This is a genomic window from Nocardia sp. NPDC058640 (assembly GCF_042716995.1).
Taxonomy (GTDB): Bacteria; Actinomycetota; Actinomycetes; order Mycobacteriales; family Mycobacteriaceae; genus Nocardia.
The window spans coordinates 218,274-244,232 of the sequence record NZ_JBHXRG010000003.1; the positions used below are offsets into that span (position 1 = coordinate 218,274).

Here is a 25,959-nt window from a genome sequence, read left to right on the forward strand (position 1 = left end):
GGCCGCCTCATCACTGAGTCGATCTACTTCGAGTCAGGCTTGTCGAACCCGGTCGGTTCGGCGAAAGTGAGGTCGAGCAGGCCGGGGAACCTGGTGTCGAGGTCGGCGCGGCGCAGGGTGATGTAGAACTTGCGGCCTGCTCGCCGTTGGTGGATGACACCCGCTTCGCGCAACGCCCGCCAGTGGTGGGTGAGGCTGGATTTCGGTTCGGCGGGCAGGATTTCGCCGCAGAAACGTTCCTCGCCATCGGCCAGCGCGCGGATGATCTCCATCCGCACCGGATGTCCGAGTGCGCCGAGCACGTCGACGAGCTGGATGGCGCGGGTCTCGGGGTGGTACAGATCGGCCATCCCCTCACTGTACGTGGTCTTCGTACGGTCATTTGACATCCGCGGTGTGATTGTACGAGTATCTCGTATCGACGATGGTACGAATTATTCGTACGGTCGAACGATTGAGTGAGGACGTCATCATGACCGACACCACCGCAACCGAAACATTGTCCGACGCCGCCTTGGCTGCCTCGCTCGAGGCCGGATTCACCAGTCATTCCGCCGAAGTCAACGGTGTCCGGCTGCACTATGTCGCCGGTGGTGCGGGGGCGCCGCTGCTGTTGCTGGGCGGCTGGCCGCAGACGTGGTGGCAGTGGCACAAGGTGATGCCCGCACTGGCCCGCCGGTACCGGGTGATCGCTGTCGACCTGCGCGGCATGGGCGGGTCGGACAAGCCGGTCGATGGCTACGACAAGAAGACCATGGCCGCCGACATCCGCGCACTGGTCGCCCATCTGGGCTGGGAATCGGCGAGCATCGTCGGACACGACATCGGCGCGATGGTGGCGTACGCGTACGCGGCCAACCACTCCGACGCCACCGACAAGATCGCGCTGCTCGACGTGCCGCACCCCGACGAAGGCTGGCAACAGTTCGGCCTGCTTCCCGAACCGGACCAGCACGTGAATTCGATGATCGAAGCCGGTGCCCGCTCGTATCTGTGGTGGTTCGCGTTCAACCAGGTTCAAAGCCTGCCGGAACTGCTGCTCGGCGACGGCCGCATGCGCCTGCTGGTCGACTGGCTGTTCGACCGCCAAGCCGAGGTCCCGACCGCCATCGACGAACGCTCACGCCAGGTCTACGCCAACGCCTACTCCGGCGCCGACGCGATCCGCGCCGGCAACAGCTGGTACCGCACCTTCGGTCGAGACATCGCCGACCAACGCGGCTACGCCCGTGTCGCGGCACCGATCCTGGCCCTCGGCGGAGACAAGAGCAACTACGACTACCTGCGAAGCCTCATGCCCGCCAAAGGAACCGACGTCACCGTCGTCGAGATCGCCGACTGCGGCCACTACCTCCCCGAAGAACAGCCCCACGCGGTAGTCGAGGCCCTGCTCGGGTTTCTCGGCTGACTACTCTGAACCGATGCCAGAAATCTCCACCGACCCCACCACCGTCGACCTCGACTGGCTGCACCACCGCCTGTCCACCGACGCCTACTGGGCCATGGGCCGCAGCCGCGAACGCGTCCAACGCCTGGTCGAGAACTCCCTGCCCTACAGCGTTTTCGACAACGGCACCCAGATCGCGTTCGCCCGCCTGGTCACCGACCGCACCACCTTCGCGTGGCTGTCCGACGTCTACGTCGACCGCGCCCACCGCGGAAAAGGTGTCGGAAAACTTCTACTCGACCGCATCATGGCCGACGCGGATACCTGGGGCCTACGCCGCATGGCCCTGGCCACCGGCGACGCCCACGACCTATACCGCCCCTACGGCTTCGCCCCGCACCCCAAACCGGACCAGTGGATGGAAAAGAACTGGCCCGACAACCCTTCGTGAATGTTCCCCAGCACCCGCGCCGTAGCGCAAGATCCACTACGGCGCGGGACAGCTCGGCTATCAGCCGATGGCTTCACTCACTTGGATGGGGCTTGCGAACTGCTCGTCAGGCAAGCTCTGCAGGGCGCTGATGACCGGGCCGGGTGCCGAATGCTGTTCGGCGGTGGCGACCAGGGTGTCGCGGCCGACGGGATAGTTGACTCCCCCGAGATACTTCTCCACCTGAATCGGAGTGCTCTGCGCCATGGAGTGGTTCCTTTCGTCTGTCGACTTTCGGATTGGTACACATGACAAACGTTCGGCCCGAACGATCCCCACCGTACCCACCAGCGCGAAGACGTGCCGCGCGTGAGCGAACTGGCGCTCGAGCGACGTGCGGTTGCAACGTCACCGAGCTTGCGGGTGTGGGAGACGGGCGAGTACACGCGCGGGGGAGTAGTCAGCGGGGGAGTAGGCCCAGCGTCAGGTGGTCGACCAGGTCGTCCAGTAGTTGTTCGGAGTCGTAGTCGGCGGTGTAACCGGAGCCCACGAACGTGGCCAGGCCCTGCAGTGCCGCGAGCGCGGTGACACCGAGGCGTCGAGGGTCGCCCGAAACGATCTCGCCCGCCGCTTGGCCATCCGCGATCAACGCGATCGGGACCGCGAAGGCCCGGTCGACCGCTGCCTGGATGTCGGCCGAAGGGGAGTTCCTGCGCGCGAACATCAGGGGCAGCAGCTCGAGGTTGTCGACGGCGAAACGCAGGTAGGCGCGGGCCACGGTGCGCAGGCGTGTGGTGATCGGTCCTTCGATCACGGTCTGCTCGAAGCAGGCGCCGAGGCGATACAGCCCAGTGACAGCCAGCGCGTCCAGTAATGCCTGTTTGTCCCGGAAGTGCCGGCTCGGTGCCGCGTGGCTCACACCGGTGTCGCGGGCCAGCTGACGCAATGACAGCCCGTCCACACCGACCTCGCGCAGCGTCGCCTCGGCGCTGGTCAGCAGGGCGGCGCGCAGGTCTCCGTGGTGGTAGGGCGTGTGCAGGGACATGGTGAGAGCAGGATATCCGACGCCGCCGCAAATGTTTGCGTTGACTACTTTGTAGTCACTGACTACATTGGCGAACGCCATGACTGACAACACCGCGCGCACCCGCACCATGCCCCTGCGAGAGTGGCTGGCCCCGATCACCCTGGTCGCCGTCCTCGCCGCACTGCTGGGCACCATGTACCTCGGCTACACCGCCGACCCCGAGAAACACCTGCACGACTTCCCGATCGCACTGGTCAACCAGGACGTCGGCGACACCGTCGCAGGCAAACCCGCCGATATCGGCGGACAGATCACCGCCGCGCTGCACGACAACATCCCCGCCGACAAGATCGACCTGCGCGAAGTCGGCCTCAACGAAGCCCAACGGCAGCTGCGCAACGGTGAGGTGTACGGCGCCATCGTCATCCCCGGCGACTTCACCAAACGCGTGGCCATCCTCGGCACCGCGTCGGTGGTACCCGGCCAGATCGAACAGCCGATCATCTCCGTGCTGACCAACCCCCGCGCGGGAACCCTTGCCGCACAGATCATGAGCACCATCGCAGACCAGGCCATGACGCAGGTCAACACCACCGTGGGCACCCAACTCACCGACCAGGTCGAAGCCGCGATCGGCACCACCCCACTCAGCGGGGCGGCCCAACTGCAGCTCACTCAGCCGATCGACGTCGTGGTCACCCCGTACCACCCGCTACCCGAAGGCACCGGCCAAGGCTTGGCCGCGTTCTTCTACACCCTGGTCCTGCTGATCGTCGGCTTCAGCGGCGCGATGATGATCAACTCGCTGGTCGACGCCTCGCTGGGTTTCATCCCCGCCGAATACGGCCCCTGGCACAAGAACACCGCCCGCGCCCCGATCAGCCGGGCACGCACCCTGCTCATCAAGTGGGCGATCGCCGCGATCAGCGCACCGATCGCGTCGGCGGTGTTCCTCGGCATCGGACTGCTGCTGAACATGTCGATCGAACGCCCGCTGATGCTGTTCCTCTACGGCGCGTTGGCCATCGCCGCCATCGCGATCACCGGCCTGTCGGTGATGGCCGCCTTCGGCACTGCGGGCCTGATGATCAACCTCATCGTGTTCGTGGTGCTCGGCATCCCGTCCTCGTCGGGCACCATCCCCCTGGAAGCCACCCCGCGCTGGATCGCGGACATGGCCTCCTTCGAACCCATGCACCAGATCTACCTGGCCGTGCGCGCGATCCTGTTCTTCGACGGCCATCTCGAGGCAGGAATGGCGCAGGGCCTGTGGATGACCCTGGCAGGCCTGGCGATCGGCCTGACCCTCGGCGCGGCCGCCACCAACGCCTACGATCTGCGCGGGATGGACCGCCTCGGCGCGAAGCATTCGGCACCCGCCCCGTAGCCGTCCGGGCCCGGAAAGTCTGGACTTTATACCGTAATCCTGGACCCCACCTGTTACGTCTCACGAATTTCCGCACTCAGCACCGCACCAAACCCCCTGGTTCGTATCCTCACCAGGACCGCGCCCGGCGCGCGGCACCAGAACAGGGGTTGAACACAGCACATGGCTATATCTGACGTCGAGGCGTACACGCACCTCTCGCCCGCCGACATCGAAGAGTTCGGGAAGCGCCTGGACGCGCTGCGCGAACAGATCGAATCCAGCTTGGGCGAGCGCGACGCGAAATACATCAAGACAATGATCCGCGTGCAGCGCGCGTGCGAGATCGCCGCTCGACTGGTGCTGCTGGACTCCGGCCGCAAAAGCAGTTGGTGGTGGGGGACAGGCCTGCTCACCCTGTCCAAGGTGCTCGAGAACATGGAAATCGGGCACAATGTCATGCACGGCCAGTGGGATTGGATGAACGACCCGGAAATCCATTCCACCACCTGGGAATGGGACCATTCCATGCCCGCTGCGCACTGGAAAGAAGCGCACAACTACCGGCACCACGTATTCACCAACGTGCTCGGTATGGATCCCGACGAAGGTTACGGACTGCTGCGCATCACCCGTGACCGTCGCTGGCGCCCGTACCACCTGGGCAATTTCGTGTACCTGGTCCCGGTGTCGTTGTTGTACGAGTTGGGAATGTGCGTGTATCACCTGGAGATCCCGCGGGTGCTGGCAGGCAAGAAGGACAAGAAAGAGTTCCTGCGCGCCCGTGACGAAATCGTCGAGAAGGCCGGCAAGCAACTGCTCAAGGATTATGTCGTGTTCCCGGCGCTGTCCAGGCGGAACTGGAAATCGACGATGCGCGCCAACATCACCGCCAATCTCACCAAGAACGTGTGGGAGCAGATCGTCACGTTCTGCGGGCATTTCCCCGACGGTGCGGAGAAGTTCACCAAACGCGATCTCGAAGGCGAAACCCGCGGCGAATGGTATCTGCGCCAGTACCTGGGCAGCGCCAATATCGACGTCGGTCCGGTCATGCGTATTCTCACCGGCACCCTCAGCCACCAGATCGAACACCACCTGTTCCCGGACCTGCCCAGCAATCGCCTCCCCGAAATTCAACGCGAGGTCCGTAAACTGGCAGCCGAATACCGCCTGCCCTACACCACGGGCAGCTTGGTCCGCCAATACGGCCTGACCCTGCGCACCATCGCGAAACTGTCCCTGCCCGACAAATACCTCACCGCCGACGCGGACAACGCACCCGAAACCAGTTCGGAAAAGGCCGACGAATCCCGTCGCCTCATTCCCGTTCCCGCCTGATTCCTCCGCTGGCACGGAATCGCCGCATATCCGGCGATTCCGTGCATCCAGGCACTATCAATACTTTCGTCACTGTGACGAAAGTAGGTACTGGGGGAAGTGGAGGGGAGTGCCACTGCGGAGTATCGAAAACACAATCGGCCCTGAGTGCGGGCTCGAATCAGCGACTAATGACATTCAGTAGGAATCGCCAGTAATCGTCGAGTAATCGTCAAACCCGCGAATCTGCCGGAATTCCTCGAATCCGTCCCGCATCGTGAAACGCCAACAATCGCACACCGCGAAGAAGTTCTCGCACGAACGAACTCGCGCAGGCAGCGATCCGGGAGCCGTTTCAGCAGACCATGCAACGCGGCACACACCGCAAAACACGCAAAACCCCTCCCGACAGGCCGCCTTCAAACGCCGATAATGCACATTATGTCAAGTAGTCCGGCACTGTTCATCGGTAGACGTATTTGCCCAGCACCCTTTGCAATTCGATCAGGTCCGGATTCGAGAACAGCCACTGCCGCTCGCTCGGCGCGAACCGCACCACCATCGGGCACCCGCCGTAAGCGTCTCCGATGATCACCTCGGTGCCCGCCGAGTGGCAGATCAGCCCACCGGCGGTCGGCTGAAATCTGCACCGTTGGGCAACGACATCACCTTCATCGGCCGGTCCCCCAGACCTTGCGGCGCAGTCGGGCCGGTGCCCGCCGTGCGATCTCAGCGACGCCGGTGGTCCGTCGCGGCCGCCGGACCAGCTCCCCCGCACAATTCGGGCACACCCCATGACCCGCCGAGCAGGTCGAACAGTACGTGCACTCGTAACTGCAGATGAACACTTCGGCGTCGTCACGCAACGGCGCCGTACACGTTTCGCAGGTGGACTTCATCTTCAGCATTGCCGGTACTCCCTCGCTCGCACACACAAACTGTATGTCACATACAATGTGTATGTCATCAATCGAGAGAAGGCAAGATGCCCACGGTTCGCGAAGCAGGCGCAGCACAGACTCGGGCGAAGCTGATCGCGGTCGGCACCGCGTTGTTCGCCGAGCGCGGCTTCGCCGAGGTGACGACCGCGCAAGTCTGCGAGGCCGCCGGTGTCACCCGGGGAGCGCTATATCACCACTTCGGCGGCATGGTCGGGTTGATGGAGGCCTGTTTCGGCGAAGTCGATCACGGCCTGGTCGACATTCTCTCGGCCCATGCGCTGACAGGCTCACCGGTGGAACGGGTGCGGGCGGTCAGCCACGCTTTCGTCGATCAGCTGGCCGACGAGCGCACCCGTCAGATCCTGTTCGTGGAAGCTCCCGCCGCTCTGGGCTGGGCACGCTGGCGCGAGATCGATGGTGGACGCTCGCTCGGCTTGGTCAAGAACTTGCTGGTCGCGGCACACGAGCAGGGCGAACTGCTCCCGGCACACAACCCGAAGGTGCTCGCGCATCTGCTGCTGGGTGGGCTCAACGAGCTCGCGATGTTCGTGGCCGCGTCACGTTCACGCGAGAAGGCCCTGGCAGCCGCCCACACCGAGCTGCGTGCGGTGCTCGACGGCATGTTCACTCAACCGCGCTGACTGTGCGGATGTATCGAGCGGTCAGCGGGGTGTCAGTGCGATGGAGCCGATCACCACTCCACCCAGATACGCCGGGCCTGTGTACCCGCCGTGTCCGTCGCTGATCAGTTCGACTCGGTGGCCGGGAAACAGATCGACGTAACCGCCGGTGGGCGTCGAATGGATCGGGTAACGCCCGATCAGGACCAGTTCCCCACCCTCGACGCGCCCCTCGCGTTGCAGGAGCACGACGCCGGACGACAGTGTCGTGGACGTATAAGTGCCGGGTTCGACCTCGGCGGCTGCTTGACCGGCGGCGCCGAACAGCGTGCCTGCACCCAGGACCGCCGCGATTGCGGCAGTCCGAACTATCGCTGGTCTGACGCGTACGGACATCGTCAACTCCTGTCGCCTCGATTTATCAACTCTACGCCCGACCGTCCCCCTGCGCGCGGGATAGATCTGCTGGCATACTCGCGACCCATGGCTTGCCGATTCAGCGAACTCGTCATCAACTGCGCCGACCCCGATCTGCTGGCCGCCTTCTGGTGTCAGGTTCTGGGCTATGTCGAACTCGATCGGGACGACGAGGGCTACATCGAAATAGGTCCGGCCGGAACAGGTTTCGGCGGCCCACAACCCACTCTGCTGTTCGCCCCGACCACCGACCCCCGCGAGGGCAAGGTCCGTTTGCACATCGACGTGAACCCCACCGACCGCGACCAGGACGCCGAACTGGAACGCCTGCTCGCGCTGGGCGCGAAGCCTGCCGACGTAGGCCAACCCGGCACGGCGCACTGGCACGTCCTGACCGATCCCGAGGGCAATGAGTTCTGCCTGCTGCGCACCCGTCTGGACCCGCTGTAGTCCGACTCCCCCGGCCTGTCAGGTTTCGGACCGAGTGTTGCAGGCGTCACTGAAGTCGATGAGTTGCATGGGTTTTGGACGAATGCCGACGGGTAATCGACTGCCAGTCGGGTAGCGGGGACCCTGGCGTCGCTGTGCGAAAAGCACAAACCGCGCGGATTCAGATTGCCCGAGTCACCGCGTGCCAGCGGCACACACCCAGCGCGAACCGCAGTTCGAACGTGTCGGTGTCGGCCGCGATTCCGTAGCGGCCGGTGACCTGTTGGATGCGGTATTGGACGGTGTTGCGGTGGACGTCGAGCACGCGGGCGGTGCGGGCGTAGCTGCCGCCTTCGGCCAGGAACACCTCGAGCGTGTCGCGCAGGAGGGCGACTTTGGCGCCGTCGCCGGCCAGTGGGCCCAGGACGCGGTGGACCAGCGCCGCCAGTTCGTCCGGGTCGTCGGCGAGCAGGGCGAACGGCGCGACAGCGTCGTAGGCCACGACGGTGGGCGCGGACTCCCCCGCCGCGACGGCCAGTGCTTTGGCGCGTGCCGCACTGCGGGCGGATCGACGAAACCCTGGCAGGCCGTGGTCCGCGGGGCCGACAGCGACGCGCACGGGCAGTCCGGCGGCGTCGAGGTATTCGGTGAGTTCGTCGACGGCCAATGGCCGGTCGGTGGGAAACCAGAGGCACATGGCGCGATCGCCCGACGCTGCCACCAATTCGGTGCCGCCGGTCCGCATGGCCGCGGCCAGTAGTTGTCGCGCCTGCTCGAGCGCGCGCCCGGCGTCGGTGCCGGTGACCGTGGCCCAGACTTCGGCGGCGCGATGGTGCTGGTCGAGGCGGTATTCCAGCACTTCTTCGGCGGCCTGGATGTCGACGTCACCGCCGTCGAGCAACCGTGCGATCCACTGTTGCCGGGCCGCCTGGCGACTGCTGAGCCACCGGTCGCGTTCGGTTTCGTAGATGCGACCCATCGACGAGTTGAGTCGGTCGAGGTAGGTGCCCGCGAATCGGAGCAGTTCCGCGATGCGGGCGGGTTGTTCGGGGCCGGGGATGGCCAGGATCAGTCCGATGGCCGCGTCGAGGATCCGGTACTGGCCCAGCCCGTAGGCGCGCAGCAGCACCGTGAGCGGCACGCCGCGCCGTGCCAGGCGTTGTGCGTAGGCGGCGGCGCCGGCGGGTGGGGTGACGGTGGCGGGGTCGATGCCGTTGGCCAGGACGTACTGCACGGCGACTACGTTTTCCGCGATGCTGGCGGCGCGCATGTCGGCCAGGTCCGCGGCGATGTCGTTGAGCGGGATCATCTGCTCGGTGACCCGGATGAGGTCGTCGGTGATCGGGCCGGTCAGTGGCCCCAGTGCCTGGCCGACCCACACCAGCGATCCGTAGGCCGCCAAGGCCATCTCCGTCCGTTGAACAAAAACCGTTGACAAGATTGTGCCATCCGCACAAATTTCTGGTCGAATCGGTCCTGACGTCGCAAAACGAACTGGTCATGTGGTCACAAGATGGTGACTTGTGGTGTCATGGTCGCCGAACGCCCCGATATTCGACTCTTTCGTGCTTGTTCGACACTGGTCCGCCCCCGGTAGACCGAATCCGACAGGGTTCGTGGGTCAATCGCAGAGCTGTGGGCAGGACACGTGAAGGATGTTGTACCGCAATGGGTGAAGTTCGCCGAACGCCGCGTAGTCGAGGCAATCGGAAGTCGAGCACTCCCCTCTTCGCGCAACTCCTCACCGCCGCGGTCGACACCGCGGCAGACACCATTGCCGTGTCCTTCTCCCCCGTCGACGGCGACCGTCGCGAGCTCACCTACACCCAACTCGACGAGTATTCGTCCCAGTTGGCTCGCGATCTGCTCGCGCGCGGGATCGGCCCCGGCGACATCGTCGCGCTGGGCTTCACCCGTTCGATCGAATCCGTGGCCGCCATCTGGGCGGTGGCCAAGACCGGTGCCGCGTATGTCCCCGTCGACCCGGCATTGCCCGCGGAGCGCATCGCGTACCTGCTCGAGGATTCCGGCACGATCCTGGGACTCACGGTCACCGCGCACCGCGAGAAGCTGGGCGATTCCGTCGAGTGGCTGGAAATCGACGCCCACCACGACCGCATCGCCACGCACCCCACGCACCCGATCTCCTACCTCGATCGCGTCCGCCCGCTGACCGATCAGCATCCGGCCTATGTCATCTACACCTCGGGCTCCACGGGCCGTCCCAAGGGCGTGGTCGTCACCCACACCGGCTTGGGCGCGCTGGTCGCCGCGGCCAGGGAACGCTATTCGGTCGGCCCCGACGACCGTGTCCTGCACGTGTGCTCCCCGAACTTCGACGTGTCCGTGCTCGAGCTGCTGCTGACGTTCAATTCCGGTGCCACGCTGGTGGTTTCGCCGTCGACGGTGTTCGGTGGCCACGAACTGGCCGACCTGTTGCGCCGCGAACGCGTGACCCACATGTTGATCACTCCGGCGGCGCTGGAGTCGGTGGACGCGCACGACCTGGACGACCTGCGGGTTGTCGTGGTGGCGGGCGACGCGTTCGGCCCGACCCTGGTCGACCGGTGGGCGGAAGGTCGCGCGTTCTTCAACGGTTACGGTCCGACCGAGGCCACCATCTTGGCCACCGGCACCACCGAACTGCTGCCGGGTGCGCCGATCACCATCGGTGCGGCCTTCACCGGAGTGGGTGCGGCGGTGCTGGATTCGCGTTTGCGCCCGGTTCCCACGGGTGTGGCGGGTGAGCTGTATCTGTCGGGTCCCGCGCTGGCCCAGAGTTACCAGGGTCGACCCGGTCTGACCGCGGAACGTTTCGTCGCCTCGCCGCTGGCAGGTGCCGGGTCGCGCATGTATCGAACCGGTGACCTGGTTCGGCGCACTCCCGACGGCGATTTCGAGTACCTGGGCCGCTCCGATTTCCAGGTGAAGATCCGTGGTTTCCGGGTGGAACTGGGCGAGATCGACGCCGTGCTCACCACTCACCCCGACATCGAGTACGCGGTCACCCTGGGGGCGAAAGCCGATTCGGGCGCGACGGTGTTGGTGTCGTATGTGCTTGCCCGGGACGGTGTTTCGGTCGACTCCGATGACGTCGCCCGTTTCGTGGGCACGTCCCTGCCCGCCCACATGGTCCCGACCGTCCTGATGACCCTGGACGAGATCCCGCTGACCCCCAACGGCAAACTCGACCGAAACGCCCTGCCCACACCGGTTTTCGGTGCGGTCGGTTCGCGCGCGCCCGAGGGTCCGGTCGAGATCGCGATCGCCGAATTGTTCACGCAGATCCTGGGTGTGGAGCAGATCGGTGCCGAGGATTCGTTCTTCGCTGCCGGTGGCGACAGCATTTTGTCGATCCAGCTGGTGTCGCGGGCGCGCAATGCCGGCATCTCGTTCACCCCGCAGGCGGTGTTCGAACACCGCACCGTCGCCGGTTTGGCGCGGGTGGCGGTGTTGGGTGCGGAGTCCGCTCCGACCCTGGCCGAGCTGCCCGGCGGTGGCGTGGGCGAGATGCCGCTGACGCCGGTGTTGGCGGCATCGGTGGCCGGCGGTCGCGTGTTCAGCCGATTCACCCAGCAGATGGTGCTGACCCTGCCCGCCGACATCGACCGCAATGCGTTGGTGGACACCCTGACCGCGGTGATCGATCACCACGACATGCTGCGTGCGAGCCTGCGCCAGGTCGACGGACAGTGGCAGCTGCACACCCTGCCGCCGGGCGCGGTGGACGTGAACACCCTGCTCACCCGCATCGACGTCCCCGCCGACAGCAACCTCGACGAATTCGCCGACACCGCAATGGATTCGGTACTGGCCTCGCTGGACCCGCAGGCCTACCGGATGATCGGTTTCGCCTGGCTCGCCCGCGAGAACGGCCCGCACGGCCTGGTCGTGGCGGCCAACCACGCCGCGATCGACGGTGTGTCCTGGCGAATCCTGTTGTCGGACTTGGTCGCAGCGTGGGCACAGCACGGTCAACGGGTCGTGCTGCCGCCGGTGGGCACCTCGTTCCGGCGCTGGGCGCACGGGCTGACCGACGAGGCGACGGCCAGGCGCGACGAGCTCGACCACTGGCAGGCCACCTTGGCCGTGCCCGACCCGCTGCTGGGTGACCGCCCGCTCGACGCCACCGACACCGCGTCGACGGTGCGCACCATCAGCGTCGAGGTCCCCGCCGACGTCACCGAGGCGGTATTGACCGACCTGCCCGCGCTGTACCGCGCGGGCGCCGAAGACGGTCTGCTGGCCGCGTTGGCCATGGCGGTGCGCACGTGGCGGTCGCGTCGCGGCATCGACGCCCCCGCGACCCGTGTCCGTCTGGAAGGCCACGGCCGCGAACAGTCCGCGCTCGACGGCGCCGACCTGACCCGCACGGTCGGCTGGTTCACCAGCATGTACCCCGTCGCGCTGGACCTGAGCGAAGTCGACAACGACGCCGTCTGGCACGGCGGTTCGGCCACGGCCGCCGCGGTCAAGGCCGTCAAGGAACAGCTGCGCGCGGTGCCGCACAAGGGCATCGGCTTCGGCATGCTGCGCCACCTGGACCCGGAGTCGGCCCCGCAGCTCGCGGGCCCGCTCGGCCAGGTCGGCTTCAACTACCTCGGCCGCATCTCGGCGGGCGATGTCGCGAATTCCGACGTCAGCTGGCTGCCCACCGCCGAATGGGGCGAGCCGGCCGCCGAGCAGGACCCGGCCCTGCCCGCTGCCGCCGTCGTCGACATCAACGCTTTGGCGACCAGCACCGACGCCGGCCTGCAACTGCGCGCGTCGTTCTCGTACGCGTCGGAGATCATCGACGAGCAGTCGGTACGCGAACTGGCCGACTGCTGGACCGCGGCTCTGACGATCCTGGCCGACCATCTGCGCGACCCGGCAGCGGGCGGACTGTCCCCCGCCGACGTCCCCCTCGTGCAGGTCACCCAGAAAGAACTGGACACCTGGCACAGCGAACGCCCCAGCCTGAGCGATGTGCTGCCGCTGGCGCCGTTGCAGCTGGGTCTGATGTTCCTCGCCCAGGTCTCCCCGGCCGACCCGTACCTGGTCCAACTGGCCGTCGAGCTGGCAGGCGACGTCGACACCGACCGTCTGCGCCGCGCAGCCCAGGCCGTACTGAACCGCCACGCGATCCTGCGCACGTCCTTCGGCACCTCGGCCGCGGGTACCCCGGTCGGCTTCGTCGCCGAAAAGGTCACCGTCCCTTGGCAGATCGTGGACACCGACGGCCGCGACGCGATGGAATTCCTGGCCGCGGAAGCGCGCATCGGTTTCGACCTGACCACCCCGCCGCTGCTGCGCTTCACCCTGTTCCGTCGCCCCGACGGCATGCACCTGGTGTTGACCGCGCACCACCTGCTGGTCGACGGCTGGTCGATGCCGTTGCTGATGCAGGAACTGCTCATCTGCTACGCCACCGACGGTGCGGCCGCGGTCCTTCCGCGCGTGCGCCCCTACCGCGACTACCTCGCGTGGCTGGCCGACCAGGACCGCTCCGCGGCGTTGCGGAAGTGGCGCGAAGCCCTGTCGGGCCACCAGCCCACCGTTCTCACCGCCGCCGTCACACCCCCGACCGAGCTGGCCGACGGTCACGGCATGTGCGCGATCGACCTGTCCCCGGAGCAGGCCCACGAGCTCGCAACCGCCGCTGCCGCCAACGACGTCACCGTCAACACCCTGTTCCAAGCGGCCTGGGGTCTGGTGTTGGCCGGCGCGGTCGGCCGCGACGACGTCGTGTTCGGTGCCGTGGTGTCGGGCCGTCCGCCGCAACTGGACGGTGTCGATGGCATGGTCGGGCTGTTCGCCAACACCATTCCCGTGCGAGTGCACTACGACCGGTCCGCACCGTTGCGAAACCTGTTGTCGCAGCTGCAGTCCGAACAGATCGCCCTGCTCGACGGCCACCACTTGGGTCTGGCCGAGATCCAGCGGGCCGCGAACGCGGGCGAGCTGTTCGACACGCTCATGGCGTACGAGTCGTACCCCGTGGACACCGAGGGAATGCAGCGCGCCCACGGTTCGATCGACGGCCTCGAGATCGTCGACGTGAAGGCGGCCAACGCCACGCATTACCCGGTGGCGGTCGGTGTCGAGGTGGGCGAGGGGATTCGCGTCGGCGTGCAGTACCGCCTCGACCTGATCGACCCGAGCATCGCGCAAGCGCTGGCCCAGCGTCTGCGCACCGTCCTGGACACCCTGGTCCACACACCGGACCACACCCCCGCCCAATTCCAGCGCACCCTGGATCAGCGCAACGACCCGATCGCGGAGTCCGCCTACTGGCGCGCCGTGCTCACCGACCTGCCCCAAGACCTGAACCTCCCGGCCGACCGCCCCCGGCCCACAACGGCCGTAAAGGCTGACGCCGGAATCGCTTTCGAGATTCCCGCCGATCTCCACCAGCGCATGTGCGACTTCGCCGAGACCCGCGACACCACCGTTTTCAGTCTGGTGCACACGGCGTTCGCGGTGCTGATCGCCCGACTGTCGGGCACCGACGACATCGCCATCGACGTTCCGTGCCCCCAGTTCCCGGACACGAATCTCATGCTGCGACTCTGTGTTTCGGGCAGTGTCGAGGACCTGATCGCCGACGCCACCGCAGGCGCACGTCAGGCTTTCGCGCGTGATGGTTCGCGTCGCGCGATCTTCACCGTGGACTCTCCTGAGCAGATGCGGTTCGCGATGGCGACCGGAACATACCCGAACACCGACGCGGTCGACCGCGATCTCGTTCTGTCACTGCGTATTCCGTCGCCGTTCGGCGAAGAGATCGCCGCACTTCAGGAGTCGGGCAACGCCGATGATCAACAACGCCACAGCGATGACCGCGGTGCTCGATCTTCGACGAGTATCGACGCCGAATTCACTTACGCCAGCGCCCTCTTCGACGAAGAAACGGTCGCGGTTTTCGCGCAGCGCCTGATCCGCGTACTCACCGCCGTCATCGACCACCCACACACCCACGTCGGCGACCTCCCGATCCTCAGCACCACCGAACAACAAACCCTCACCGCACGCACCGAGCACCCCCACCTTGACCACGCCCTGTTCCCCGACCTGGTCGCCCGCGGCACCGAACTGGGCCCCGACCGCATCGCCCTCCGTCACGAGGGCCACTCGATCACCTACGGCGAACTCTCCGAGCAGACCGCCCGCTACGCCCGCGAACTCATCGCCCGCGGCGTAGGCCCCGAAGTCGCTGTCGCGGTTGCCCTTCCACGTTCGGCCGACATGGTCATCGCCGCCCTCGCCATCGCCGCAGCCGGTGGCGTGTACGTGCCGATGGACCCGCGCAACCCCGCACACCGCCTCCAGCACCTGGTCACCGATTCCGGTGCGGCACTGGGCATCACCGCCCCCGCCCACCTGGCAGACCTGCCCGATGACCTGACCTGGCTGACCCTGGCCGACCTCGACCGCACCGCACACCCCACCACCCCGATCACCGACGCGGACCGCCTCGCCCCGCTGAAGGCGGACCACCCGGCCTACACCATCTACACCTCCGGTTCCACGGGCCTGCCCAAGGGCGTCACCGTGACCCACACCGGCCTGGCACCCCTGGTAGACGAGGCAGTCCGCCGCTACCACCTCGAGTCCGACCACCGCTTCCTGCACATCTGCTCCCCGTGGTTCGACCCGTCCGTGCTCGAGTGGCTGTGCGCGTTCTCCACCGGCGCCACCCTGGTCGTGGTCCCCGCCGACATCGCAGGCGGCGTCGACCTCGCGGACCTCCTAGCTGCGGAGTCCGTCACCCACGCCATCATCACCCCCGCAGTCCTGGGCACTCTGGACCCCACCGGCCTGGACGCCCTGGAATCGCTGTCGGTCGGCGGCGACGTGACCACCCCGGAACTGCTGGCGAAGTGGCAGCCCGGCCGCCGCTACCTCAACGGTTACGGCCCCACCGAAACCACCATCATCTCCTCGTACGCCGAACTGACTGCCGGACAACCGATCACGATCGGCAACCCCGTCCAGGGCACGCACGCCATGATCCTGGACACCCGCCTCAACCCGGTTCCGCACGGTGTCACCGGCGAGCTCTACCTCACCGGCACCGCCCTGGCTCGCGGCTACCGCAACCAGCCCGTCACCACCGCGGCCCGCTTCCTCCCCGACCCGTGGGGCGCCCCCGGCACCCGCATGTATCGCACCGGCGACCTCGTGCGCGTGCGCAGCACCGGCGAGATCGACTACCTGGGTCGCGCGGACACCCAGCTCAAGGTCCGCGGCTTCCGCATCGAACCCGGCGAGATCGACGCCGTACTGGCAAGCCACGAATCCGTGGATTTCGCGGTGACGGTGGGACGCAAGACCGCCGCCGGTTCGACCACCCTGGTGTCGTATGTGCTTGCCGCGCAACCCCATACGCCCGACCCCACCGCGCTGACCGAGTACGCCACGCAACGTCTGGCCGCCCACGCGGTCCCGTCCGCGATCGTGGTCCTGTACGCCCTGCCCCTGACCTCCAACGGCAAACTCGACCGCAACGCCCTGCCCGAACCGGTCACCGTGACCGCACCCGCCGCCGCCCCCACGGGCGCGATGCAAACCCGCCTGGCCGACCTGTTCGCCCGAGTCCTGGGCGTGGAATCGGTGGGCGTGAACGACTCCTTCTTCGCGATCGGTGGCGACAGCATCCTGTCGATCCAGCTGGTCTCCCTCGCGCGCGCCGCGGGCATCGTGTTCACCACCCGCGACGTATTCGAACATCGCACTGTGGCAAGGCTTTCCGAGATCGCCGCCATCGACAGCCCGGACACCCCCGTGTTGGCGGAACTGCCCGGCCGCGGCATCGGCGAAATCCCGCTGACCCCGGTCCTGGCCGATTTCCTGACCACCGGTTCCAGCGACCGCTTCGCACAGACCATGGTCCTGGCCCTGCCCGACGACATCGACCGCGCGGGCCTGATCACCGTTCTCACCGCGGTCCTGCGCCACCACGACATGCTCCGCTCGCGCCTGCGTGCAGTCGGCGACGACTGGCAGCTCGAGGTCCTGCCCCCGCACGCGATCGACGTGAACGCCCTGGTCACCGAAGTCGACGCGTCCCCCGGCAACGCCGATGACCTGACCCGAATCGGCACCGCGGCCATGGATTCGGCCCTGTCCGCCCTGGATCCCGCGCAAGCCCGCATGATCGCCTTCACCTGGATCCGCAGGCAGAATGCCCGCGACATCCTGGCCGTAGCCGCGCACCACTACGTCATCGACGGTGTGTCCTGGCGAATCCTGTTGCCCGACTTGATCATCGCCTGGTCCCAGCATGCCGCGGGCCAGCAGATCACCCTGCCCCCGACCGGCACCTCGTTCCGTCGCTGGGCGCACGGCCTGACCACCGCCGACCGCACCGCCGAACTCGCCCACTGGCAGCAGGTCCTGTCCACCCCCGACTCGCTGCTGGGCACCCGCGGGGTCGACAGTTCCCTCGACACCGAGGCGACGATGCGGTCGCTGACGGTGCAGATCCCCGCCGACCTCACCGAACCGCTGCTCACCACCCTGCCCGCCCAGTACCGGGCAGGCGCGGACCACCCGCTGCTGGCCGCGTTGGCCCTGGCGGTGCGCGTGTGGCGGGCCCGTCGCGGCATCGACGCCCCCACGTTGCGCCTGCGTCTGGAAGGCCACGGCCGTCAGGAAGACGCCGTCCCCGGCGCCGACCTGACCCGCACGGTGGGCTGGTTCACCACCGTCTACCCCGTAGCCCTGGACCTGTCGGCCATCAACCCGGCGACCTTCGACGACGAAGCCCTGGCCACCACGGTGCGCACCGTCAAGGAACAGCTGCTGTCGGTCCCCGATAGCGGCATCGGTTTCGGTCTGCTGCGCCGCAACCATGAAACCCGAAACCTGTTGTCGGGCAATGTCGGTCAAATCGGCTTCAACTACCTGGGCCGCGCGACCACGGGCACCGCACCCACCGACGACACCGCGTGGCTGCCCACCGCGGACCTGGGTGACATCGAGGTCGACTACGACCCCGACCTGCCCGCGCACACCGTGCTGGACATCAACGCGATCGCGGTCACCACCGACACCGGTCTGCAACTGCAGGCCAACTTCCGCTACGCCACCGGCATCCTCACCGAGTCCGACGTGCAGGAACTGGCCGATGACTGGACCGCCTGGCTCACCGCGTTGGCCGACCACACCCTACACCCCTGCGCGGGCGGTCTGACCCCGTCCGACGTTGCGCTGGTACAGGTTTCGCAACACGACCTCAACACCTGGCGCCAGCAGTACCCCGGCCTGTCCGATGTCCTGCCGCTGTCCCCGCTGCAGAACTCCCTGCTGGCCCTGGGCGACATGCTCGACGAATCGGTGGCCGCCTACGTCATCCAGCTCATGGTCGACATGACCGGTGACCTGGACACCGACCGCCTGCGCAGCGCCGCCGCCACCGTGCTGCACCGCCACGCCAACCTGCGCTCGGCCTTCGTCACCGCCCCCGACGGCACCCCCGTCCAACTGGTCGCCGACGCCGTCGAAGCCCCCTTCCACATCGTGGAAGCCGACGACAGTGACCTGCCCGCCCTGCTGGCCGCCGACCAGCAAGCAGGCTTCGACCCCACCGTCGCCCCGCTGCTGCGTTTCACCGTGTACACCACCGGTTCCGGCCGCAACCATCTCGTGCTGACCGGCCACCACATCCTGCTCGACGGCTGGTCCATGCCGTTGCTGATGAAGGAAATGTTGGTCCTGTACGCCACCCACGGCGACGCGACCGTGCTGCCCCCGGTGCGCCCGTACCGCGACTACCTCGAGTGGCTCACCCGCCAGGACCGCACCGCTGCCGAACAGGCCTGGTCCGAATTCTTGACCGACGTGGAGCCGACCGTGCTGGCCCCCGAACTGACCTGGCCGCGCGCCACCGACACCGGTTTCGGCCTGTGCGAGTTCGAGTTCGACGCCGCCCACACCGCGCAACTGACCGCGTTCGCCACCGCCGCCGAGGTCACCCCCAACACCGTGTTCCAGACCGCCTGGGGCCTGGTCGTGGCCGCGACGTCGGGCCGCGACGACATCGTGTTCGGTGCCACCGTGTCCGGCCGCCCGCCGCAGTTGGACGGTGTGGGCGACATGATCGGCCTGTTCGTCGACGCGGTCCCGGTGCGCGTGCGCCTCACACCCACCGACACCGTCGGCGACCTGATCCGCACCGTCCAAGCCGAACAGGCGTCGCTGCTGGATCACCACCACCTAGGCCTGGGCGCGATCCAGCGCGTGGCCGGCCTGGGTGAACTGTTCGACACGATGCTGGCGTTCGAGTCCTACCCCGTCGACGTGGAAGGCCTGCAGCAGGCAGGCGGCGCCCTGGACGGTTTGTCCATCGACGACCTGCAGGGCGCCGACCACACCCACTACCCGCTCACCGTGCTGGTCTTCCTCGGCGCCCGCACCCAGGTCCAGATCAAATACCGCCGCGACCTGGTCTCCGACACCGTCGCCCAAGCGATCACCGACCGCCTGCGCACCGCCCTGGACGCCCTCACCGCCACCCCGACCACCCCCGCGAGCACCATCACCGCCCAGCTCGCCGCCCCCACCGACCCGATCACCCGATCCCGCTACTGGCGCACCACCCTGGCCGACCTGCCCGCCCCGCCGGCCCTGCCCACCGAGCCCCACGCCACCACGTCCGGGCACGCCCGGTTCGCGATCTCGCCGACCCTGCACCGCGACCTGCTCCACCTCGCCGACACCGCGAACGTGCACCTGTCGACCGTGGTCCGCGCCGCCCTGTCGGTGCTGCTGGCGCGACTGACCGCTTCCGACGACATCGTGATCGCCACCTCGAACCCAGACCTGGTGCTACGCAACACCATCGACCCCACCGAACCCTTCGCCGACCTGCTCGCGCACGCACACCACACCGAAACCCGGGCAGTCGCCCACGCGGGCATCCCCTTCACCGACCTGGCCCACCTGCTCGGCGTGGACTCCCTGGCACAGGTCTGCCTCGAGTTCGGACACCGCGACCCAGCGACCGACTCCAGCGACCTCACCGTGTCGGTGCTCGAGGCCAAATCGGCCATGTCGATCGAAATGACTTTCGCCCGAACCCTTTTCGACGACCACACGGCCGACACCTTCGGCAAACGCCTGGTCCGCCTGCTCACCACCATCACCGCACATCCCCACACCCCTACCGGCGACCTGCCCCTGAGCGACCACGCCGAACACACCTTCCTGACCTACCTGGGCGACACCCCGCAATCCACGACCATCGGCACCCTTCCGGCCCTGCTGGTCCGCGGCACCGGTTTCGGCCAGCACCGAATCGCGGTGCGCGACAACGGCATCGACTACACCTACGGCACCCTCGACGCCGACTCCTCCCGACTGGCCCGCGTCCTGATCGCCGAGGGCATCGGCCCGGAAACAGTCGTAGCCTCGGCCACCCCCCGCTCCTACGCATCGATCCTGTCGCTGTGGGCCATCGCCAAAGCGGGCGGCGTCTACCTGCCCGTGGACCCGAACTACCCCGCCGACCGCGTCCGCCACATGCTCGCCGACTCCGACGCCACCATCGGCCTCACCGTCACCGCGCAAGCGAACGACCTGCCCGCATCCGTGCGCTGGCTGATCCTGGACGACCCGGCTGTCGAGGCCTGCATCGCCACCACCCCCTCGACCCCGGTGCACGACAGGGACCGCCGCGCCCCGCTGCGCCGCGACAACACCGCGTACATGATCTACACCTCCGGCACCACCGGCGTCCCCAAGGGCGTCACGGTCACCCACACCGGCCTGGGCGCACTGGTCGCGCACTCCGCGGCCCTGATGCGCCTGCGCCACGACCACCGCATGTTGCACGTGTGCTCGCCCAGCTTCGACCAGTCCATCGAGGAGATCAGCACCGCCTTCCACCACGGCGCCACCCTGGTCATCGCCCCGCCCGACACCCTGGGCGGCACCGACCTGCACGACCTGCTGACCACCGAGCAGGTCACCCACACGATCATCACCCCCGCCCTGCTCAGCACCCTGGACCCGCAGTCCCTGCCGGACCTGCAGTGTGTGTCCGCGGGCGGCGAAGCCACCACCGCCGACCTGCTGGCCACCTGGCAGCCCGGCCGCGCCTTCCTCAACGGCTACGGCCCCACCGAGGCCACCATCGGCGCCACCTACGCCACCCTGCGCGCAGGCGACCGCGTCACCATCGGCCGCCCCGTGCCCGGTATGCGCGCGGTCGTCCTGGACGCCCGCCTGCACCCGGTTCCCGTGGGTGTGTCGGGCGAGCTGTACCTGGCAGGCCCCGCGTTGGCCCGCGGCTACCGTGGCCGCAGTGCCGCCACCGCTGACCGTTTCGTCGCCTGCCCGTGGGCACCACCCGGCGAACGCATGTACCGCACCGGCGACCTCGTGCGCTGGGTCAACGGCGACACCTACGAGCTGGAATACCTGGGCCGCACCGACTTCCAGCTCAAGATCCGCGGCTACCGCATCGAACCCGGCGAGATCGACGCCGTGCTGGCGCGCCACCCGCAGGTGAGTTTCGCGCTCACGGTCGGCACGCAGAACCCCGCCGGGGAAACCGCGCTGGTGTCGTATGTGACCGGCCGCGACATCGACCCCGGCGCGCTGACCCGCTGGTCGTCGTCGATGCTGCCCCCGCACATGGTCCCCGCCGCGATCGTCGTGCTCGACCGCATCCCCCTGTCGTCCGCGGGCAAGATCGACCGAAACGCCCTGCCCGCACCGGAATTCGCCACCCGCACCTACCGCGAACCCGCGCCGGGCCTGGAACGCGCGGTCGCCGACGTGTTCGCCGAGGTTCTCGGTGCCGAACGCGTGGGCGCCGACGACAACTTCTTCGACCTGGGCGGCAACTCCCTGCTGGCCACCCGCCTGACCGCCCGCCTGAGCGCCGCAGTCGACATCCGAGTCCCCGTGCGAGTCCTGTTCGCCGCCCCCACCGTCGCCGAATGCGCGGTCGAGATCGCCGGTCTGACCCGCGCCGTCGGCCGCCCCGCCCTGCGCTCCCAACCGCGCCCGGCCCAGATCCCGCTGTCGCCCGCGCAGCAGCGCATGTGGTTCCTCAACCGCTTCGACACCGGCACCGCCGCCTACAACATCCCCGTCGTCCTGCGCCTGTCCGGCGCCCTGAACCCCACCGCCATGCAGCAGGCCTTCACCGATCTCGTTGCCCGCCACGAGATCCTGCGCACGGTCTACCCGGCCGTCGACCACGCACCCGCACAGGTGGTCCTGCCGCTTGACCACCCCGACGTCCCGGTGCTGAACGTGGCCTCTGCCCACGGCATCACCGAGGACTCCGGCCGAACCGTCACGTGGCACGACATCTCCGACGACCCCACCCAAGCTGCCACCAGCGACGCGATGAAACTCGCTGTTGCGCAACTGGTGTCGACCGACTTCGACGTCACCGCCGAAGTCCCGCTACGTGCGACCCTGTTCGAACTGGCCCCCGACGAATACGTCCTCGCCATGGCCGTACACCACATCGCAGGCGACGGCTTCTCCGGCGGCCCCCTGACCCGCGACCTGGTCATCGCGTACACGGCCCGCGCCCAAGGACACACCCCGACCTGGGCGCCCCTGCCGGTCCAGTACGCCGACTACGCCCTGTGGCAGCAAACCCTGCTGGGCGACGAAACCGACCCGGCCTCCATGGCCGCCACCCAACTCGCCTACTGGCGCACCGCCCTGGCCGACCTGCCCGACCAGCTCGAACTGCCCCGCGACCGCCCCCGCCCCGCGATCCAGTCCTACGCGGGCGGCCGCGTCCCGTTCACCATCGACACCCCCACCCACGCCGCGCTGACCGAACTGTCGCGCACCCACGGCGCGACCCTGTTCATGGCCGTGCACACCGCCCTGGCCGTGGTGCTGGCCCAACTGTCTGGCACCACCGACATCGCCATCGGCACCCCCACCGCGGGCCGCGGCGAAGCGGTCCTGGACGACCTGATCGGCATGTTCGTCAACACCCTGGTGTTCCGCACCCGAGTCGACGGCGACGCGAGCTTCGCCCAGCAGCTGGCCCGCCAGCGCGACACCGACCTGCAGGCCTTCGCCCACGCCGACATCCCGTTCGAACGCCTGGTGGAAGTCCTCAACCCCGCCCGCTCCACCGCACGCCACCCCCTGTTCCAGGTCGGCCTGTCGTTCCAGAACCTGGCCGAAGTCAACATGGATCTGCCCGGCATGAGCGTGTCCTCGGTGGAACTGGACCGCGAACTGTCCCAGTTCGACCTGCACCTGATCCTGGCCGACCGGTACACCGCCGACGGCGCCCCCGCCGGCATCACCGGCTACTGCACCTACGCCACCGACCTGTTCGACGCCGCCACCGTCGCAGGCTTCCTGGACCGCCTCACCCGCCTGCTCACCGCGGTGATCACCGACCCCAGCGCACCCCTGCACACCATCGACCTGCTCGCCCCCGCCGAACGAACCCAGATCCTGCACACCTGGAATCACACTGCGCGCCAAGCAGATCCGAACACCACCCTGGTGTCACTGCTGGACGCCACCGTCGCCGCGGCACCCGACGCCGAAGCGCTGGTCGCGCACGGTGCCCGCCTGACCTACGCCGACGTCGACGCCCGGGTAAACCGCCTGGCCCGCCACCTGATCGCCGCAGGCGTCGGCCCCGAAACCCGGGTGGCACTGGCGATCCGACGCTCGGTGGACCTGGTCATCGCGATGTACGCGGTCAGCACCGCCGGTGGCGCCTACGTCCCGATCGACCCCGACCAGCCCGCCGCACGCACCCAGTACATCCTCGACACCGCCGCACCACTGCTGGTGCTGTCCAACACCGACACCGGTTTCACCGCCACCGACAGCGCACCCGTGGTGTGCATCGACCAGGTGAACCTGTGGGCGCACAGTGCCGCCCCGATCACCGACCGCGACCGTCGCTCACCCCTGCGCCCCGCGAACACCGCCTACGTGATCTTCACGTCGGGTTCCACCGGGCGGCCCAAGGGTGTGGCGGTGTCGCACGCGGCGATCGTCAACCAAATGCGCTGGTGGGCAGCTGAATTCGAGCTCACCGCGGACGATTCCGTCGTCCTGAAGACACCCGCCACCTTCGACGTGTCTGTCTGGGAGTTCTGGTCACCGGCAGTCTGCGGTGGTCGCCTGGTCATCGCCGCACCCGACGGCCACCGCGACCCCGCCTACCTCCTCGACCTGATCCGCCGCGAAGAAGTCACCACCGCGAACGTGGTGCCCTCGATGCTGGACGCCCTGCTGACCGATCAGCTGCCCCCGTCGTTGCGTCGCGTCCTGGCCATCGGCGAGGCGCTGCCGGTCGCGCTCGCCCGCCGATTCGAAGCCGCCGCACCCGACACCACACTGTTCAACGTGTACGGCCCGACCGAGGCCGCGGTCTCGATCACCAACCACCGGGTGAACGCCGCCGACACCACGACCATCCCGATCGGCGCCCCGGTCTGGAACAGTCAGGTCTACGTGCTGGACGCGCGACTGCGCCCGGTCCCCGTCGGGGTTCCCGGCGAGCTGTACCTGGCAGGCGTTCAGCTGGCCACCGGCTACCTCGCCCTCCCCGAACTCACCGCGGACCGCTTCGTCGCCAACCCCTTCGCCCCCGGCACCCGGATGTACCGCACCGGCGACCTTGCCGTGTGGAACGACAACGGTGAACTCGAATACCGGGGTCGCACCGACTTCCAGCTCAAGATCCGTGGCCACCGCATCGAGCTCGAAGAGATCGACTCCGTGCTGACCTCGCATCCCGACGTCGGCTTCGCAGTCACCATGGGCCACGAACTCGAGTCGGGGACAACAATTTTGGTGTCCTACTTGCTCGCCGAGCACGGCCACGAAGTCAACGTGGACACGGTGGGGCTGTGGGCCGCCCAAGCGCTGCCCGACTACATGGTCCCGACCACGATCATGGTCATCGACGAGATCCCGCTGACCAGCTCCGGCAAACTCGACCGCGGCGCGCTGCCCACCCCTGAACTCGCCACCCGCACGTACCGCGCCCCGGAGTCGGCCATCGAGCACACGGTCTGCGACATCTTCGCCGACGTCCTACACCTGGACCGCGTCGGCATGGACGACCACTTCTTCGAACTCGGCGGCACGTCCCTGAGCGCCACCCGCCTGTCCACCCAACTCGGCACCGCCACCGCCGCGACCATCCCGGTCACCTGGATCTTCACCGCCCCCACCCCCGCGGGCATCATCGCAGCCCTGCGTGCCAACGGCGCCCAAAGCGCGGGCCCCGACGCCGCGTTCGACATCCTGCTCCCGCTGCGCCCCACCGGCACCGGCGAACCCCTGTTCTGCATCCACCCGATCAGCGGCATCGCCTGGTCCTTCAGCGGCTTGGCCGCCTACCTGGACCGCCCCCTGTACGGCCTGCAGTCCCCGGCTTTGAGTTCGACCGACCCCCTGCCCGATTCGATCGAACAGTGGGCGCTGCTGTACCTCAAGCACCTGCGCGCCGTGCAACCCGAGGGCCCGTACCACCTGCTGGGCTGGTCACTGGGCGGCGTCATCGCCCACGCCATGGCCGTGCAACTGCAGGAAGACGGCGAAGAGGTAGCGCTGCTGGCCATGCTCGACAGCACCTTGTCCTCGGCGGCACCGGCGTCCACCACCGACAGCACGGTGACCACCGCCGACCTGCTCGGCGGATTCGCCGGCGCGGATTCCGACGAACCCCTCGACGCCCACCAACTCGCGCGCACCCTGTGCGAACTGTCGGCCCCTCAGGCCTCGCTGGACCCCTCGCGCATCGACCGCATCGTCAACGCGGCCATCACCTCGGTGGCTCTGGACGCCGCCTACCACCCCCGCCGTTTCGACGGCACCATCACCTATTTCACCGCCGCGGAAGACGACCCGACCGCGACGATCGGCGCCTCGTCATGGACCGACGCCACCACCGCCCCCGTGCGCAATCACCCAGTGGCAGCGACACATTGGCGAATGACCGAAGACCACGCCCTGGCAACGATCGCCGCGGTCCTCCGGGAGTCGCCCTAGAATCGGCACGCAATCCGGGGTCCCGGCCCCG

Annotated in this window: 13 protein-coding genes; 7 read left to right on the forward strand and 6 right to left on the reverse strand. The window is 67.8% G+C overall.

Annotation, left to right across the window (positions count from 1 at the left end; all coding sequences use genetic code 11):
- Window positions 1–23: 23 nt before the first annotated feature.
- A complete protein-coding gene (locus ACFWU5_RS07415; protein ID WP_379266464.1) occupies window positions 24–350 on the reverse strand; it encodes an ArsR/SmtB family transcription factor in 327 nt (108 codons plus the stop codon).
- A gap of 104 nt (window positions 351–454) precedes the next feature.
- Between ACFWU5_RS07415 and ACFWU5_RS07420 the strand changes: the two genes are divergently transcribed.
- On the forward strand, window positions 455–1,408 hold the full coding sequence (locus ACFWU5_RS07420; RefSeq protein WP_379266465.1) for an alpha/beta fold hydrolase: 954 nt from the start codon (window positions 455–457) through the stop codon (window positions 1,406–1,408).
- Window positions 1,409–1,421: 13 nt separating this feature from the next.
- Entirely contained in the window at window positions 1,422–1,838 is a 417-nt protein-coding gene (locus ACFWU5_RS07425) for a GNAT family N-acetyltransferase (protein WP_379266466.1), read from the forward strand.
- A 60-nt stretch (window positions 1,839–1,898) separates the two neighbouring features.
- On the opposite strand, the gene ACFWU5_RS07430 is transcribed toward ACFWU5_RS07425, so the two are convergent.
- Together ACFWU5_RS07430 and ACFWU5_RS07435 are read right to left on the reverse strand one after the other, a co-directional pair.
- On the reverse strand, window positions 1,899–2,084 hold the full coding sequence (locus ACFWU5_RS07430; RefSeq protein WP_379242626.1) for a DUF2795 domain-containing protein: 186 nt from the start codon (window positions 2,082–2,084) through the stop codon (window positions 1,899–1,901).
- A gap of 193 nt (window positions 2,085–2,277) precedes the next feature.
- On the reverse strand, window positions 2,278–2,862 hold the full coding sequence (locus ACFWU5_RS07435; protein ID WP_379266467.1) for a TetR/AcrR family transcriptional regulator: 585 nt from the start codon (window positions 2,860–2,862) through the stop codon (window positions 2,278–2,280).
- A gap of 79 nt (window positions 2,863–2,941) precedes the next feature.
- Here ACFWU5_RS07435 and ACFWU5_RS07440 point away from each other — a divergent pair, with 79 nt between their 5' ends.
- Both ACFWU5_RS07440 and ACFWU5_RS07445 read left to right on the forward strand, forming a co-directional pair.
- Window positions 2,942–4,231 carry a YhgE/Pip domain-containing protein gene (locus ACFWU5_RS07440; RefSeq protein ID WP_379266468.1) on the forward strand — a complete coding sequence of 430 codons (1,290 nt, stop codon included), beginning with the start codon at window positions 2,942–2,944 and terminating at the stop codon, window positions 4,229–4,231.
- A gap of 162 nt (window positions 4,232–4,393) precedes the next feature.
- Complete coding sequence (locus ACFWU5_RS07445; RefSeq protein ID WP_379242620.1) at window positions 4,394–5,551, forward strand: fatty acid desaturase family protein; 1,158 nt, start codon at window positions 4,394–4,396, stop codon at window positions 5,549–5,551.
- Between the two features lie 650 nt (window positions 5,552–6,201).
- Here ACFWU5_RS07445 and ACFWU5_RS07450 read toward each other — a convergent pair.
- On the reverse strand, window positions 6,202–6,438 hold the full coding sequence (locus tag ACFWU5_RS07450) for a DUF1272 domain-containing protein (RefSeq protein ID WP_379266469.1): 237 nt from the start codon (window positions 6,436–6,438) through the stop codon (window positions 6,202–6,204).
- A 77-nt stretch (window positions 6,439–6,515) separates the two neighbouring features.
- Between ACFWU5_RS07450 and ACFWU5_RS07455 the strand changes: the two genes are divergently transcribed.
- Window positions 6,516–7,112 carry a TetR/AcrR family transcriptional regulator gene (locus ACFWU5_RS07455; RefSeq protein WP_379266470.1) on the forward strand — a complete coding sequence of 199 codons (597 nt, stop codon included), beginning with the start codon at window positions 6,516–6,518 and terminating at the stop codon, window positions 7,110–7,112.
- Window positions 7,113–7,133: 21 nt separating this feature from the next.
- Here ACFWU5_RS07455 and ACFWU5_RS07460 read toward each other — a convergent pair whose 3' ends face one another.
- Window positions 7,134–7,487 (reverse strand): hypothetical protein, encoded by a 354-nt coding sequence (locus ACFWU5_RS07460; protein WP_379266471.1) that lies wholly within the window; start codon window positions 7,485–7,487, stop codon window positions 7,134–7,136.
- Between the two features lie 87 nt (window positions 7,488–7,574).
- Here ACFWU5_RS07460 and ACFWU5_RS07465 point away from each other — a divergent pair, with 87 nt between their 5' ends.
- A complete protein-coding gene (locus ACFWU5_RS07465) occupies window positions 7,575–7,958 on the forward strand; it encodes a VOC family protein (protein WP_379242614.1) in 384 nt (127 codons plus the stop codon).
- Between the two features lie 160 nt (window positions 7,959–8,118).
- Here ACFWU5_RS07465 and ACFWU5_RS07470 read toward each other — a convergent pair whose 3' ends face one another.
- Entirely contained in the window at window positions 8,119–9,339 is a 1,221-nt protein-coding gene (locus tag ACFWU5_RS07470; RefSeq protein ID WP_379266472.1) for a PucR family transcriptional regulator, read from the reverse strand.
- A gap of 266 nt (window positions 9,340–9,605) precedes the next feature.
- On the opposite strand from ACFWU5_RS07470, the gene ACFWU5_RS07475 reads away from it, so the two are divergent.
- A complete protein-coding gene (locus tag ACFWU5_RS07475; RefSeq protein WP_379266473.1) occupies window positions 9,606–25,928 on the forward strand; it encodes an amino acid adenylation domain-containing protein in 16,323 nt (5,440 codons plus the stop codon).
- The last annotated feature ends 31 nt before the right edge of the window (window positions 25,929–25,959 follow it).

Bases quoted from the DNA above. Each gene is read 5' to 3' on its own strand.
- ACFWU5_RS07415 (WP_379266464.1), bottom strand. From the start codon at position 350: ATGGCCGATCTGTACCACCCCGAGACCCGCGCCATCCAGCTCGTCGAC.
- ACFWU5_RS07425 (WP_379266466.1), top strand. From the start codon at position 1,422: ATGCCAGAAATCTCCACCGACCCCACCACCGTCGACCTCGACTGGCTG.
- ACFWU5_RS07430 (WP_379242626.1), bottom strand. From the start codon at position 2,084: ATGGCGCAGAGCACTCCGATTCAGGTGGAGAAGTATCTCGGGGGAGTC.
- ACFWU5_RS07435 (WP_379266467.1), bottom strand. From the start codon at position 2,862: ATGTCCCTGCACACGCCCTACCACCACGGAGACCTGCGCGCCGCCCTG.
- ACFWU5_RS07440 (WP_379266468.1), top strand. From the start codon at position 2,942: ATGACTGACAACACCGCGCGCACCCGCACCATGCCCCTGCGAGAGTGG.
- ACFWU5_RS07445 (WP_379242620.1), top strand. From the start codon at position 4,394: ATGGCTATATCTGACGTCGAGGCGTACACGCACCTCTCGCCCGCCGAC.
- ACFWU5_RS07450 (WP_379266469.1), bottom strand. From the start codon at position 6,438: ATGCTGAAGATGAAGTCCACCTGCGAAACGTGTACGGCGCCGTTGCGT.
- ACFWU5_RS07455 (WP_379266470.1), top strand. From the start codon at position 6,516: ATGCCCACGGTTCGCGAAGCAGGCGCAGCACAGACTCGGGCGAAGCTG.
- ACFWU5_RS07460 (WP_379266471.1), bottom strand. From the start codon at position 7,487: ATGTCCGTACGCGTCAGACCAGCGATAGTTCGGACTGCCGCAATCGCG.
- ACFWU5_RS07465 (WP_379242614.1), top strand. From the start codon at position 7,575: ATGGCTTGCCGATTCAGCGAACTCGTCATCAACTGCGCCGACCCCGAT.
- ACFWU5_RS07475 (WP_379266473.1), top strand. From the start codon at position 9,606: ATGGGTGAAGTTCGCCGAACGCCGCGTAGTCGAGGCAATCGGAAGTCG.